This window comes from Streptomyces sp. NPDC101219, from assembly GCF_044767675.1.
Lineage (GTDB): Bacteria > Actinomycetota > Actinomycetes > Streptomycetales > Streptomycetaceae > Streptomyces.
In genome coordinates this window covers 81,827-96,113 of sequence record NZ_JBIWOK010000009.1, presented here as the reverse complement: position 1 = coordinate 96,113, position 14,287 = coordinate 81,827, and the positions used below count along the sequence as shown (strand labels likewise).

The following is a 14,287-nucleotide window of genomic DNA, read 5'->3' as shown; positions in this document are numbered from 1 at the left end:
CAATGCCAGGATGGACGGCATGACGACGATCCACGGTGAGGTCGCGGCTGGGTTCGAACCAGTGCGTGAGGCGTTCGCGGCGAACTTCGACCAGCACGGGGACATCGGCGCGGCGGTGTGCGTCTACAGGTACGGCCGGCCAGTGGTGGACCTGTGGGGAGGCGTCGCCGACCCCGAGACCGGTCGTCCATGGACGCGAGACACTCTGCAACTCGTCTACTCGGCAACCAAGGGGGCCACCGCGACCGCGGCGCACATGCTGGCCGAGCGCGGGGCACTGGACCTGGAAGCACCGGTGGCGAAGTACTGGCCCGAGTTCGCCGCGAACGGCAAGGCGGACATCCCGGTGCACTGGCTGCTGTCCCATCAGGCCGGCCTGATCACACTGGACCGACCCGTCCCCCTGAACGAGGCGCTGGCCTGGCATCCGATAGCGGCCGCATTGGCCGCTCAGCGTCCCCAGTGGACTCCAGGAACGGCGCACGGATACCACGGTCGGACCTGGGGCTGGCTTGTCGGCGAAGTGATCCGCCGGGTTTCCGGCCGGACAGCGGGCCGCTACTTCGCCGACGAGATCGCCGCTCCCCTCGGGCTGGACTTCTTCATCGGGCTGCCGGCGCGTGAACGCGACCGGGTCAGCCGCATGGTGTATCAGCGACCGGCCGTCGACCTCACCACCGTGCCCGCCGAGTCGGTTCCCGAAGAACTCCGCGAACAGGTTGCCGCGTGGCGTGATCCGAAGTCGTTCAGCAACAGGGCGTACGCGGTCACCGATCCTGCTGAGATCGACTTCGGCTCGCCCGAGGTACAGGCCGCGGAACTCCCGGCTTCCAACGGCATCGGCACCGCACGCGGCCTGGCGCGCATGTACGCCGCGCTGATCGGCGAGGTGGACGGTACGCGCCTGGTTGCGCCGGAGACCTTGGAGTCAGCGACCAAGGAACAGGCCAGCGGGAAGGACCGGGTGATGCTGATCCCGAGTCGATTCAGCACCGGATACATGCTGCCTACCGAGACCAACCCGATGCTTGGAGCACGCTCTTTCGGCCACACGGGACGAGGCGGCTCGCTCGGCTTCGCCGACTTGGAGCACGGCGTTGCCTTCGGTTACGCGATGAACAAAATCATCGGGGGAGCCGACGACGTGCGTGCGGCCTCGCTGGTCAATGCGGTACGAAGGTCGCTCGCGTAGCCCTGCCCGCTTGGGGGTACGGGTCCCGCAGCCACAGAATTCGTGAAGGCTCACGGTCAAGAATGAGGTCCTGCCCCTGAGTGGAGGCCGACCGACGACGTCGGCGCCATTGTCGCCCGCAGAGCAGGGCAGCCCCTGCCCTCACCAGTCCCTCAGTCGTCGGCCTCGCCCTTGACGAACGAGCCCATGCCGGGCGTGGTCACGAGCAGTCCTTCCGCCCGGAGGGCAGCCACCGCTTTGCGGGCCGTCATCTTGGCTACGCCCCATTCACCCTGGATCCGAGACTCGCTGATCAGGGTGTCCGGCGGATACGTGCCGTCCTGGATGCGCTGCCTGATCGCGTCGGCGATCTGCTGCCACCTCGGCCGTTTCGGATCCCACTGCGGCTCTGCCATATCCCGGACGCTACGTATGTGTACGCGTCCAGTCATGTGCAGGCACGGCTATAGATGGGTATAGACAGGTATAGCTCGCGCCGCTAACGTGACGCACAGCACGACGAAAGGACCCCCGCGACGGGTGGAGCCGTCCGGGGGCGTGGCCGATCTGAACGGAGCAGACCGACATGCGCACTGTACTGGCCCTCATCCTCGGGTGGCTCATGCCCGCTCGTGGCAAGCGCCGACGCCCGGCCGAAGGGGCCGTCCAGAACACGACCCCCGCGGATTCCCCGATGCGACGGCTGATCATCACGCACGGCGCGGCGCGCGTAGGGCACCCGGGACACCCCACCACATTCATCGAGGCCGACGGGTTGCCGCTCGTCCGCCCCTATGTCATCGCCCACGAGAGGGAGCAGGTACGACGACGCCAGCGGGACAGGCGACGGGCAGCCGTGCTGGCGACACTCGGACAGGACTATCCGGCAGGGGTGACCGCGTGACGCAGCCCGACCCTGAGAGCAGGCTTCTCCGTCTCCTCCCGTGGGGCGATGACGATAAGGCGGCCGTCCTCGTGACGGACGGCACGGAGACGTTCCTGAGCCGTCTTGCCGACAGGGTCGAGGAACAGCAGATCGAGACAGCCGGCCTCGTCCTCAAGCTGACGAGACCGATGGTCGAGGACGGCGCGCACATCACGGCGTCCGAACTCCGTCGGGCCGCACGGCGGCTCATCGAGAGCCTGACCGATCTCCTCCTCATCGCCGAGAGCAGGGGCCGGCGCATCCCGCCGTACGCCGAGCCGGACGACGCCGACACGTAGTCACCTGATACGGGAGGGCTTCGGCCACGGCGTCTACGGCCACGAAAGGGGCCTCCGGCCGGCGCCCCGGGGCACCGGCCGGCTCACAGCACCCCGTCCGCCTCTTCCCGAAGGAGGCCGGACCAGTCGTGCTCGTCGGTTTCGGCGGTCGCGTCGGCCGGGTCGAAGGCGGAGAGGGCCTCGATCATCGCCATCACGAGCCGGTCGTAGGCGCGGGCCGTCAGGGCGTCCTCCGCGTCCGCGTCCAGGGTGTGTTCGCGCTGGAGGAGCCAGAGGGTGGCGGCGAGGGTGGAGACGTCCGCGGTCAGGGGGCGCAGGGCGGACGCGCGTTCGTCCCAGAGCAGCACCTCGCCCGTGGCGCCGTCCACGACCAGGCTGTGCCGCGCGACCGGGGTCCCGAGGCGGAGCAGCCGGTCGGCGTGGGCGGGGAGGCCGGCGTCGGCGTGGCCCTCCTCGGCGTGGAACTCGGCGAGGGTGCGCGGGGGCTGGTCGGTGTCCTGGCGGAAGAGGAAGCTCGCCTCGGGCAGGCCCGTGTCCCGGAGGAAGCGGCGGGTCGGCTCGTGGGTGAGCGTGGCGGGGAAGTCGACCTCTTCGAAGCGGACCAGGCGGCCCCGGCCGAACGTCTCGTGCAGCAGGCGCGGCGGCAGGTCCAGGGCGAGGCCGGAGACCGTGTCCGGGCCGGCCGCCGGGGCCAGGGGGCGGATCAGGGCGGCCAGACGGCACGGCGGAGACGGGCGGCCGTCGGGGCCGTCCTCGAAGGCGGCCATGAGGCGGCGGGACGCCCGGGCGGCGGACTGGAGGCCGAAGCGGGCCGCCCGGGCGGCGAAACGGCTTCTCAGGCCCGCCAGTTCGTCCGTGGCCGCCGCGAACCGCACCAAGGTCGGCAGGGAAGGGGCCAGCGGGCGGTGGTCCATCGGGTCGGGGCCGGTGCACGCGAGGCGCGCGCCGGCGAGCGCGGCGGGCGGTCCCGCGAGCGGCACCCGGTGTACCGCGCCCGCCGCACCGAGCAGCGCGCTGATGACGAGCCGGTCGCGCAGTACGTCGGTGAGCCCGTCGCCGAGGAGGGGGCGGCCCGCCGTCCCCGAGCACGCGGTGTCCGCCGCGCGGAGGCCGGTGAAGGTCAACAGGGCCGTGCCGCCGGGACGGTGAGGACCGGCGGGCCGGTGACGGACGGGGGCGTGCACGAGGTGCGGGCCGAGGATGTCCTCGGTCAGGGCGATCGCCGTGACAACGGTGTCCCTCGTGCTCATGCTTCCCCCGCGATGACGTGTGCTCGGTCCCGGACCACGAACGATCCGCCCGGGCGGACGGTGGCCCGCCGCCGTGCCCGGCGGCCGTCCCCCACGCCTTCGGCACATTACGCGTCACCACTGACAACGCCCCCGGACCGGGAACGCGCGCCCGCACGTTCCGTATCAGGAGACGCACCGAGGGGGCGTCGAGTTGCCTCGGTGGCGGGATCTCGCCCCCCGTTCACCGGGCCGGTGGCCGGTGCGTGCTCCCGGCAGCGCCCCGCGCCTCAGCCCGAGGTCACCACCGCGGCCTGCGGCCGGATCGGCAGGCGGTTGACCGGGCGGCCGGTGGCGGCGCGGACGGCGGAGGCGACCGCCGCCGGGGACGTCACCACCGGCACCGCGCTGACCGCCTTCGCGCCGAACGGGGCGACGACGTCCCGTTCCTCGACCAGCTTGACGATCCGGATGTCCGGGGCGTCGAGGGCCGTCGGCAGGGCGTAGCCGGTGAGGTCGGGGTGGCGGATCAGGCCGCGCGGGGTGCGCAGGTTCTCGGTGAGCGCGGCGCCCACGCCCTGGGTGACGCCCGCTTCGATGCGGGCGGCGAGCTGGGCCGGGTTGAGCACGCGGCCCACGTCCTGGGCGACGGCCAGCTCCACGACCCGTACCGAGCCCAGTTCGATGTCGACGTCGACGACCGCGCGGATCGCGCAGAAGGCGAGGCCGACGAAGGCGTCGCCCTGGCCGGACTCGTCCAGGGGTTCGGTGGGGTGCGGGCGGCACTGGGCGGTGGCCCAGAGCTCCTTGCCCTCCAGGGCCTCGGTGACCGTGGTGGACAGGACGCCGTCGTAGGAGGTGATCTTGCCGTCGGTGATCTGGAGCAGCTCGGTGGACATGCCGAACTTGTGGGCCAGCGGCTGGAGGAGCTGGGTGCGGACCATCTTCGCCGCGCGCTCCACCGCGCCGCCCGACACCCAGGTGTGGCGGCCGCGGCAGCCGGCGCCCGCAGGGGGCTGGTCGGTGTCCACGGGGGCCACGTGCACCTCGTCGACGCCGAGGGTCTCCTGGACGATCTGCCGGGCGAGGGTGGTGAAGCCCTGCCCGGTCTCGACGGCCGCGCACAGCACCGTGGCCACGCCGTCCTGCACCTTCACGGTGGCCGTGGAGACCTCGTCGGCGCCCTCCGCGCCGAGCATGTGGACCATGCCGAGGCCGTAGCCCACGCCGCGGCGGACCGCGCCGGGTTCGCCCGCGCCCTCGGGGCCGCCGGGCAGCAGCCACTCGTCCTCGGGGGTGTCCTTGGGCAGCGGGGGCAGCGGGTGGTCCCGCACCGCCTGGAGGAGCTCGGCGACCGGGGCCGGGCAGGTCACGCTCTGGCCGGTCGGCAGCACGTCGCCGGTCGCCAGCACGTTGCGCAGGCGCAGTTCGGCGGGGTCCACGCCGAGCTTCTTGGCCAGCTTGTCCATCTGGGCCTCGTAGGCGGCGCACACCTGCATCGCGCCCTCGCCCCGCACATGGCCCGAGGGCGGGTTGTTGGTGCGGACGGCCCAGCCCTCGATGAAGGCGTTCGGCACGACGTAGGGGCCGCAGGCGAAGGAGACGGCGGCGGCCAGCGCGTCGGAGGAGGTGTCGGCGTAGGCGCCCGCGTCGAGCAGGATCTGCGCCTCGACCTTCACCAGCCGGCCCTCGGCGTCGGCGTGGTGCCGGTAGCGCAGCAGGGTGGGGTGGCGGTGGGTGTGGCCCAGGAAGGACTCCTCGCGCGTGGCGGTGAGTTTCACCGGGCAGCCCGTCTTGAGCGCGAGCAGTCCGAGCGGGAGCTGGAAGCCCTGGTCCTCGCGGTCGGCGGTGGCGCCGGGCACGCCGGTGACGACGATCTTCACGCGGTCGGGTTCGAGGCCGAACACGGCGGCGGCGGTGTCGCGGTCGGCGTGCGGGTCGGTGGACGCCAGGTACAGCTCGACGCCGCCGTCGGGGCGGGGCACGGCGAGCCCGGCCTCCGCGCCGATGGGGGCGGGGTCCTGGCGGCCGATGCGGTAGAGGCCCTCGACCACGAGGTCGCCGGTCGCGTCGGGGTCGCCGTGGCGCAGCGGGATGTGCCGGATCAGGTTGCCGTCGGGGTGCAGCGGCTCGGCCTCGAACGCCTGCTCCGGGTCGGTGACCGGGTCGAGGATCTCGTACTCGACGATGACGGCGGCGGCGGCCATCCGCGCGGTGTCGGGGTGGTCGGCGGCGACGGCGGCGATGGGCTCGCCGTGGTGGCGGACCACCTCGGCGGCGAAGACCGGGCGGTCGCTCTTGCCGCGGCCGTGCACGTCCCGGCCGGGCACGTCCTCGTGGGTGACGACGGCGCGGACGCCGGGCATGGACCGCGCGTGGCCGGTGTCGATGGACACGATGCGCGCGTGCGGGTGCGGGGAGCGCAGGACGGCCGCCCACAGCAGGCCCTCCGCCCACAGGTCGGCGGCGTAGGGGAAGGTGCCCTCGGTCTTGGCGCGCGTGTCGGCGGCGGGCAGGGAGGCGCCGAGCCCGTGCGGGAGGGGCTCCGGCTCGGGCAGGTCCTCCGCGGCCCGTGCGGCCTGCGCGGTGGCTGTCTCGTTGGTCACGCCTGGCCTCCGTCCTGGCCGTGGGGCTGGTCACCGGGTCCCGGGTACGCCGACGGGTCGACGCCTCCGGCGCCGGGGCCCGCCTGGTGCGGGATGCGGGCCGTGTCCGACGGGGTGTCGTCGTCGGCCTCGGTCTCGTTCTCGGGGGGCGCGGAGTGCGCCTCGCGTTCGGCGACGACCTCGCGGACGGCGTCGACGACGCCGCGGTAGCCGGAGCAGCGGCACAGGTTGCCGCAGAGGGCCTGGCGGGTCTCCAGTTCGGTGGGCGCCGGGTTGCCCTCCAGCAGGTCGTGCACGGTCATCGCCATGCCGGGCACGCAGAAGCCGCACTGCACGGCGCCGCACCGGGCGAGGGCCCGCTGCACGTCGGAGGGCCGGCCGTCCTGGGCGAGCCCCTCGACGGTGCGGACCTCGCTGCCGGCGGCGGTGACGGCGGGGACCAGGCAGGAGGCGACGAGGCGGCCGTCGACCTGCACGTTGCAGGCGCCGCACTCGCCCTGCGAACAGCCGTCCTTGGCACCGGCCAGGCCGAGCCGCTCGCGCAGCACGTAGAGCAGGGACTCGCCGATCCAGGCGTCGGTGACGGGCCGGTCGGTGCCGTTGACCCGGAGCACGTAGGAGGCGAGCGGGTGGTCGTCGTGGGGGCCGCCCGGGGCGCCGTCACCGGCGGCGTCCGCGTCGGGGGCGGGCTCCGGCTGCCCCTCGGGGGCGTCGGGGCCGTCGGAGGCGGCGTCGGCGGGGCGGGGGCCGTCGGCGTCCTGCGCGCGGGCGGCCGGTGCCGTGCTGCCGGCGGCGGGTCCGCGGGCCTCCCCGGCGCCGTCGGCGCGGGCCTCGGGGGCCTCGTCCGGGCGCCGGTGGCCCTCGGGGCCCTCCGGGGTGCCGGGAGCGGGCTCGGCGGTCTCGCGGGCGTCCGGGCGCGCGTGCTCCGGGGGTTCCTGGCCGGGAGCGGTGTCCGGGCGGGCAGGGGACGCGGGGTCGCCGGGCCGGCCGGGCTCGGCGGCGGGTCCGGCGGGGGCGCCGTGGGCGGCGTCGGCCTGCGGCCGGGCGGGCGGCGGGGACGCGGCGGGTTCCCCGTACGGGGGCCGGCCGGCCGTCTCGCCGTGGTCGTGGCCGCTTCCGGGCCCGTCGTCCTGCGGTACGCCCGGCACACCGGGACCCCAGGGCGTGCCGATGGCCTCCGGCGCCGGGGCCCAGGGGGCAGGGGCGCCGCCCGGGAGGGTGGCGGGCGGGGTGCCGCCCCACTGCTCGACCAGCGCCGAGGTCGTGAATTCGCCCGACTCGTCCGGAAGGTCCCCCCGGGCGACGGGGATCGACCACTGCCCGGTCACGTCCTGACCGGGTGCCGCGTGCTCCCCGGAACCCCGGGTGTCGCCGGCGGCGGCCTCGTCGAAGGCCCACTGTCCGGTGGCGCCGGGCGTGTACCCGTACCGGTCGTGGACGGTCTGCGGCGCCGCCTGCGGGTCCTGCTGGTCCTGGCCGGCCTGCGGGTCGTGCCAGCCGGTGCCGTCCGCGGGCGCCCCGGGCACGGCCCAGGTGCCGGTGGCGGCCGGGTCGGTGCCCGCGGTGGTGGCCGGGGCGACCGTTATCTGCGGCGGCACGTAGCCCTGGCCGGGGGCGGCGAGCGGGCTCTCCGGGGACTGCAGGGCGTCGATGCCGCCCTCGGGCAGCTGCACGAAGGCGGTGGCGCCGTCGTCGTACTCGCCCTGGGGCAGCGGGTCCCAGCGGCCGCCCCCGCGCGGGGTGCCCTCTCCGTGCTGGTCGTCGGTCACGACAGCGCCCTCCCCAGTGCTCGTCGGGCCAGCGCGGCGACGGTGCGCCGCAGGTGCAGTACGGCGGGCGGCAGCGGGGCAAGGGAGCCGTCCTCGGCGGGGGCCGCGTCGGGGATGCAGGCCGCGGCGACGTACTCGCCGAACGCCGTCAGCGCCTCCGGCACGATCGCGCGGTTGTTGTCCCAGTCGATGAGCCGGGCGACCCACTCCTCGGCGTCCAGGGGCCGCAGCGGCATCGGCGCTATGGCGCCCACCGCGCAGCGCACCCCGCGCCGGGCCGGGTCGAGGACCAGGGCGACGGACGCCACCGCGCGGCCGGGTCCGGTGCGGCCGGTCGCCTTCAGGAAGACCTGGGGGGCGTGCAGCAGCGGCACCCGCACGTAGCCGATGAGTTCTCCTGGGCGCAGCATCTCCATGCCGGCCAGCAGGTGGGAGACGGGCAGCTCGCGGCGGGCCCCGCCGGGGCCGGCGACGATCAGGGTCGCCTCCAGGGCGGCCAGCACCGGCAGCGCGTCCCCGGTGGGGGCGGCGGAGGCGATGTTGCCGCCGAGGGTGCCCGCGTTGCGGATGTGCGGCGGGCCGGCCGCGCGCGCGGAGGCGGCGAGGGCCGGGATGAGGGCGGCGAAGTCGGGACGGCCCATGCGCGCGTGGGTGAGCCCGGCGCCGAGCAGGGCGTGTCCGTCCAGGTACTGCCAGCCGCGGATCTCGCTGATCCGGCCGAGGCCGACCAGCGCGGCGGGCCTGAGCTGGCCCGAGTTGACGGCGGTCATGAGGTCGGTGCCGCCCGCGACGGGGACGGCGGCGGGCATGGCGGTGAGCGCCGCCACGGCCTCGTCCAGTGTCGTGGGCAGCGTGACGGTCTGCGCCGCCTGCGGTGCGTGCGTGGTCAAACCGGCTGCCCCTTCCCGCTGCCCCACCTGGTCCCACCTGTGTTGCCGTACGGTACGACCTGACAGGGCGGACGTGGCAACTCTGGCACATCTTCGCGGGTGCCGAAGACAGGGGTCCGCTAGGAGGCATTCGCCCACCTCACCCCGCACATGGTCCGATTTCTCACGACATCACCAGTGTGCTCGGTTCGGCACTCTTCAGTGACCCTTGTTCCTTTTTTCGTGACCTGTTCGAGGTGGGGTGGACGCGTACACGTGACCCGGTGGGGGCGGAGCGGGCGCGCGGGCTACCGGATGGGGGGCGCGCCGTCGATCGGGCGCCCCAGGACGCCCGGACGCTTCTGCCAGGGCAGCGGCCCGGTGGGCGGCCGGTAGGCGACGCCGAGGGCGTCCAGGCGCCGGTAGTGGGCGGTCATCCGCCGCTCGAAGCCGGCGAAGTCCCGCTCGGCCGGGGCGGGCAGGGCGCTCCAGGCGACCTCGGCGAGCGCGGCCAGCCGGGGAAACGCCTGGTAGTCGACGCGCGCCTGGTCCTCCATCACCTCGGTCCACAGGTTGGCCTGGGTGCCCAGCACCCGCTCCCCCTCGTCCGGGGTCAGCTCGGCGGGAACGGGCTCGAAGCGGTAGACGTCCTCCAGGGTGCGCACGTACCCGATGGGCACCGGCTCGTCGGGGCCCGCGTCCTGACGGTGGTCCAGGTACACCTGCTGCTCGGGGCACATGACCACGTCGTGGCCCGCTCGTGCGGCGGCGACCCCGCCCGCGTAGCCGCGCCAGGAGGACACGGCGGCGCCGGGAGCGAGGCCGCCCTCCAGGATCTCGTCCCAGCCGATGAGACGGCGCCCGCGCGCGGTGAGCCAGCGGTCGAAGTGGGCGACGAACCACGCCTGGAGCGCGTCCTCGTCCGCCAGCCCGAGCGTGCTCAGCTGTTTCTGCGCGGTGGGCGACGCGCGCCACTGGTCCTTGAGGCATTCGTCGCCCCCCAGGTGCACGAACGACGAGAAGGGGGTGCCGGTCGCGGTGCGGGCCGGGAAGAGGTCGAGGACTTCTTCGAGCACCCCTTCGAAAAAGCGGAGGGTGCTCTCGGTGGGGGCGAGGACGTTGGGATTGATGCCCCAGGTGTCCCAGACGGTCAGGGAGCGGGTGTCGACGACGTCGGAGTTGCCGAGTTCGGGATAGGCGGCGATGGCGGCCTGGGAGTGGCCGGGCACGTCGATTTCGGGGACCACGCTGATATGCCGCTCGGCGGCGTAGGCGACGATTTCCCGGATGTCGTCCTGCGTGTAGAAACCGCCGTGCGGCCGGTCGTCCCACAGGGGCGAGGCGCGGTGGCCGATTTTGGTGCGGGCCCGCCAGGAACCGGTCCCGGTCAGCCGCGGGTACCGGCCGATCTCGATGCGCCAGCCCTGGTCGTCCGTCAGGTGCAGGTGGAGCACGTTGAGTTTGTGGGCGGCCATCAGGTCGAGATAGCGCAGCACTCCGTCCTTGGGCATGAAGTGCCGGGCCACGTCGAGCATCAGCCCGCGCCAGCGGAGGCGGGGGGCGTCCTCGACGGTCTGTTCCGCGAGCCGCAGCGGTTCGCCCGGGCGCAGGGGCGCCCTGCGGAAGGCGTCGGGACCGAGGAGCTGACGCAGGGTCTGGGCGCCCCAGAACACGCCGGCCGCGCTGCCGCCGGCGATCTCCACGCCCGGACCGGCCGCGACGGTGAGCCGGTAGGCCTCGGGCGGGAGGGTGTCGTCGACGCGCAGCCGCAGGCCGCCGGGGGTGTCCGGGGAACCGGGGCGCAGGGGCAGGGCCAGGGCAGCGCCGAGCGTGGCGCGCAGCCAGCGCTCGGTGGTCCCGGTGCCGGGCCCGGCCCACAGAGTGGTGTCCGCGGTCAGTTCGACGGTGCCGTCGCGGGGCCGGTCGACGGACCGCGGGGCGGGCAGGAGTTCGGTCGGTGAAGGTGAAGCTGAAGGTGAAGTCACGTCAGTCCTTTACCGCGCCGCCCAGTCCGGAGACCAGACGGCGCTGCACGAGTACGAAGAAGACCAGTACCGGGATCGTCATCACCGTGGAGGCGGCCATGACGCCGCCCCAGTCGGGCTCGTCCGGTTTGTAGAACACCAGCAGCGCCATCGGCAGCGTGGACTGCGAGATGTCGCTGATGATGAAGGACTTGGCGAACAGGAAGTCGTTCCAGGTGGAGATGAAGGAGAACACGCTCGTCGCGATCAGGCCGGGCAGGACGAGCGGGAAAAGGATCTGCCACAGAAAGCGGGCCCGGCTCGCCCCGTCGATGTACGCGGCCTCTTCCAGGGCCTCCGGGACGCCTTTCACGAAACCCCGCAGCATCCAGATCGCGAACGGCAGCGAGAACGCGATGTGCGGGAGGATCAGCGACCACAGGGTGTTGAGCTGACCGAGGTCCCGCATGAGGAAGAACAGGGGGATCGTCAGCGCTTCGACCGGCACCATCTGCGCCACCAGGAACATGATGAGCAGGGTGGTGCGCAGCCGGAACCGGAAACGGGTCACGGCGGTCGCGGCGAGAAAGGCGATGAGCGCCGACGCGATCACCACGGCGACCGCGACGACGACGCTGTTGAGGAAGTAGCGTCCGAAGTCCTCCTGCCCGAAGACCCGGCGGAAGGAGTCCAGGGTGGGCGCCAGGGTCCAGGGCCGGGGTTCGGTGGACTCGATCTCGCCGGCCGGCTTGAAGGCACCGAGCACCATCCAGTACAGCGGGAAGGCCACCACGGCCGCGGTCAGCAGGGCGGCGGTCTCGGCCGCGAGGCGCCCCGGGCGCCGGACGAACCTGCGCACAGGTTTCACCGTGTGCTCCCGGGCCTGGCTCACATGCGTCACAGTTCCTCCCCCTGTCGGCGCAGCAGCCGCAGGTACACCAGCGTCACGGCGAGCAGGATCAGCAGCATGACGACGCCGATGGCGGCGCCGAGGCTGTACTGCGAGGACGCGAACGCCTGCTGGTAGGCGTACACGTTCAGCACGAGGTTCTGTCCCGCGATGCCGCCGCCGCCCGTCATGACGTAGATCTGGGTGAAGACCTTGAAGTCCCAGATGACGGACTGGATGGTGACGACGGTCAGGATCGGCCGGAGCATCGGGGCGAGCACCGACCGCCAGATCCGCCACGGGGAGGCGCCGTCGAGGGAGGCGGCCTCCAGCACCTCGGCGGGCACGGCGCGGATCCCGGCGTAGACGGTGACCATCACGAACGGGAAGGAGCACCACACCACTTCGAGCAGGACCAGGAAGAAGGCGCTGTAGCGGCCGTAGGTCCAGGAGAAGTCGCCCAGGCCGAGGACGCGGTTGACCGGGCCGAAGTCGGCGTCGAACAGGAACAGCCACACGGTGGAGCCGGTGATGGCGGGGGTCGCCCAGGCGCCGAGGCCGGCCAGCATCAGCGCGAGCCGCGGCAGGGCCCGGACCCGGGTGAGGAGCACGGCGAGCGCGCAGCCCACGGCGAGGGTGGAGACGACACAGACCGCCGCGAACACGACGGTGGCGAGCAGCACCTGCCAGAACTGGTCGTCGGCGAGGAGTTCCGAGTAGTTGCCGAAGCCCTTGAAGGTGGTCGGCTCGCCCCCGCTGACCTGTGCCTGGGTGTAGTGGAACAGCGAGATCAGGCCGAGCTGGTAGATCGGGTAGGCGAGCAGCCCGCCGAGGACGACGAGGGCGGGGGCGAGGTAGAGCCAGGGGGTGCGGGAGGCTCCCGGGCGGCGGCGGGCCGGCGGGGACGGGCGGCCGGTGCCGCGGGCGCGGGGCCCGCCGCGGAGGTCCGCCGGCCGCCCGGGACGGGCGGCCGACGGGCGGGTGGGCGCCGTCATCCGGCGGACCCGAAGGCCTCGTTCATCTTCTTCGCCGCGTCCCCGGCGGCGGTGTCGACGTCCTTCTTGCCGCTGACGATCTCCTGGAACATCGTCGGCAGGACCTGCGAGGAGTCGATCTGCGCCCAGGCCGGCGAGGCCGGGACGAACTCGGTGCCCGCGGCGAGGGTCTCGACGAACGGCTTGAGGAAGGGCTCGTCGGCGGCGGCCTGCTCGCGCACGTCGGTGAAGGTCGGCAGGAAGCCCATCGCCTCGAACATCTCGCCCTGCGCCTTCTTGGAGGCGAGCCGCTTCATCAGGCCGACGGCGAGGGTGCGGTGGGAGGTGGACTTCAGGACGCCGATGTTGTTCCCGCCCGCGAAGGCGGGGGCGACGGAGCCGGGCTCCACGCCGGGCAGCGGCACGACCGAGTACTTCCCCTTGACCTTCCCGGCCTCGACGGCCGCGTGGCTGAAGTCGCCGCCGATCGCCATGGCGGCCTTGCCCGAGGCGAAGGCGGTCACCGTGTCGTTGCCGCCCATGCCGGCGCACTTGGCGGCCGGGCAGTTGTCGTCGCCGAAGAGGGAGGTGTACGCCTCGATGCCCTTGCGGGCCTCGGGGCTGTCGACGGCGGCGGCGTACGAGCCCCCCTTGCCGGTGGCGAGTTCGCCGCCGTGGGCCCACAGGAAGGGCATCGCGCCGTAGGTGTAGGCGCCGCCGACGGCGATGCCGTACAGCTCGGGCCGTTCGGCGCGGATCCTCTTGGCGGTGCTGATCAGTGCGGCCTGGTCGGCGGGCGGTTCGAGGCCGAGGTCCGCGAAGACGTCGGTGCGGTAGTACAGGGCGCGCACGCCGACGAAGTAGGGGGCGCCGTAGACCTTGCCGTCGACGGTGACGGACTGCCGGGCGGTGGGGTCGGTGTCCTTGGCCTCGTCCCAGGCGGCGAACTCCTTGCTGACGTCGGCGAGTCCGCCGTCCTTCACATAGCCGGCGGTGTCGGTGTTGCCGTACTCGATGAGGTCGGGCGCGGAGGAGGGGTCGTTGAAGGCGGCCTTGATGCGCTGGGCGCGGGTCTCGACGGGGATGTACTCGACGGTGACCTCGGCACCCTCGTGCGCCTTCTCGAAGCCGGCCACGACGGAGTCGACGACCTGCTGCTTCGGTTTGTTGTTGACCTCCTGGAAGAGCCACACCCGCAGGGTGCCGGTCCGCTCGTCCTTGTCGGAGGCGGAGTTGCCGGAGGTCTGGGGGGCGCATGCGACGGCGGCGGCGAGGACGGCCGCGGCGGCGACCAGACGGACGGACAGCTTCATGGAGCTCCTCCGGTGTGTTGCAACATACGCAATGGCGGTTTTGCTGTGCACAACACCCCGGAGGCTAGGGACAGGGTGAGCGGGGCCACAAGAGGTCTCAACCACTCTGTGACCGGCCGACGCACCCCGCGCAACACACGGGCGCACAAAGGGCAGCACAAAGGCCCCCGGAGGCGTGCGGAACACGCTCCGGGGGCCCGGACGTCCGTCGGCCGGGGGCGGCCGGCCCGGCGGGGCTACCAGGACTATTCGCAGCGCACCGGGCTTCAGCCCGGTGGT

At 73.3% G+C, this 14,287-nt stretch carries 12 protein-coding genes; 3 read left to right on the top strand and 9 right to left on the bottom strand.

Translation table 11 applies throughout. The annotated features are described in order from the left end of the window. Positions 1-19: 19 nt before the first annotated feature. Positions 20-1,192 carry a serine hydrolase domain-containing protein gene (locus ACIRPP_RS19515; RefSeq protein WP_403644169.1) on the top strand — a complete coding sequence of 391 codons (1,173 nt, stop codon included), beginning with the start codon at positions 20-22 and terminating at the stop codon, positions 1,190-1,192. A 152-nt stretch (positions 1,193-1,344) separates the two neighbouring features. Here the strand turns inward: ACIRPP_RS19515 and ACIRPP_RS19510 are convergent, their stop codons facing one another. Beyond that, positions 1,345-1,587 (bottom strand): GntR family transcriptional regulator, encoded by a 243-nt coding sequence (locus ACIRPP_RS19510; RefSeq protein WP_403644166.1) that lies wholly within the window; start codon positions 1,585-1,587, stop codon positions 1,345-1,347. A gap of 170 nt (positions 1,588-1,757) precedes the next feature. Here ACIRPP_RS19510 and ACIRPP_RS19505 point away from each other — a divergent pair, with 170 nt between their 5' ends. Both ACIRPP_RS19505 and ACIRPP_RS19500 read left to right on the top strand, forming a co-directional pair. Continuing rightward, a complete protein-coding gene (locus ACIRPP_RS19505) occupies positions 1,758-2,075 on the top strand; it encodes a hypothetical protein (RefSeq protein ID WP_403644164.1) in 318 nt (105 codons plus the stop codon). Then, complete coding sequence (locus ACIRPP_RS19500; protein ID WP_403644161.1) at positions 2,072-2,395, top strand: hypothetical protein; 324 nt, start codon at positions 2,072-2,074, stop codon at positions 2,393-2,395. Before ACIRPP_RS19505 ends, ACIRPP_RS19500 begins: the two co-directional genes overlap by 4 nt. 83 nt (positions 2,396-2,478) lie before the next feature. On the opposite strand, the gene ACIRPP_RS19495 is transcribed toward ACIRPP_RS19500, so the two are convergent. The 8 genes from ACIRPP_RS19495 to ACIRPP_RS19460 all read right to left on the bottom strand — a co-directional run bounded on the left by ACIRPP_RS19495 (position 2,479) and on the right by ACIRPP_RS19460 (position 14,008). After that, on the bottom strand, positions 2,479-3,645 hold the full coding sequence (locus tag ACIRPP_RS19495; protein ID WP_403644159.1) for an SUKH-4 family immunity protein: 1,167 nt from the start codon (positions 3,643-3,645) through the stop codon (positions 2,479-2,481). 269 nt (positions 3,646-3,914) lie between these two features. Then, the gene (locus ACIRPP_RS19490; protein ID WP_403644157.1) at positions 3,915-6,230 is read right to left on the bottom strand and encodes a xanthine dehydrogenase family protein molybdopterin-binding subunit; all 2,316 of its coding nucleotides are present in this window, start codon (positions 6,228-6,230) and stop codon (positions 3,915-3,917) included. After that, positions 6,227-7,999, bottom strand: a complete 1,773-nt coding sequence (locus ACIRPP_RS19485) for a 2Fe-2S iron-sulfur cluster-binding protein (protein WP_403644154.1) — start codon at positions 7,997-7,999, stop codon at positions 6,227-6,229. Before ACIRPP_RS19485 ends, ACIRPP_RS19490 begins: the two co-directional genes overlap by 4 nt. Next, the gene (locus tag ACIRPP_RS19480; RefSeq protein ID WP_403644151.1) at positions 7,996-8,889 is read right to left on the bottom strand and encodes an FAD binding domain-containing protein; all 894 of its coding nucleotides are present in this window, start codon (positions 8,887-8,889) and stop codon (positions 7,996-7,998) included. Before ACIRPP_RS19480 ends, ACIRPP_RS19485 begins: the two co-directional genes overlap by 4 nt. A gap of 287 nt (positions 8,890-9,176) precedes the next feature. Then, positions 9,177-10,853 (bottom strand): beta-N-acetylhexosaminidase, encoded by a 1,677-nt coding sequence (locus tag ACIRPP_RS19475; RefSeq protein WP_403644148.1) that lies wholly within the window; start codon positions 10,851-10,853, stop codon positions 9,177-9,179. Position 10,854: 1 nt separating this feature from the next. Next, on the bottom strand, positions 10,855-11,700 hold the full coding sequence (locus tag ACIRPP_RS19470; protein ID WP_403644146.1) for a carbohydrate ABC transporter permease: 846 nt from the start codon (positions 11,698-11,700) through the stop codon (positions 10,855-10,857). 29 nt (positions 11,701-11,729) lie between these two features. Then, entirely contained in the window at positions 11,730-12,716 is a 987-nt protein-coding gene (locus ACIRPP_RS19465; RefSeq protein WP_403644143.1) for a carbohydrate ABC transporter permease, read from the bottom strand. Further along, complete coding sequence (locus ACIRPP_RS19460; protein ID WP_403644140.1) at positions 12,713-14,008, bottom strand: extracellular solute-binding protein; 1,296 nt, start codon at positions 14,006-14,008, stop codon at positions 12,713-12,715. The genes ACIRPP_RS19465 and ACIRPP_RS19460 overlap by 4 nt, the downstream gene beginning before the upstream one ends. Between the last annotated feature and the right edge of the window lie 279 nt (positions 14,009-14,287).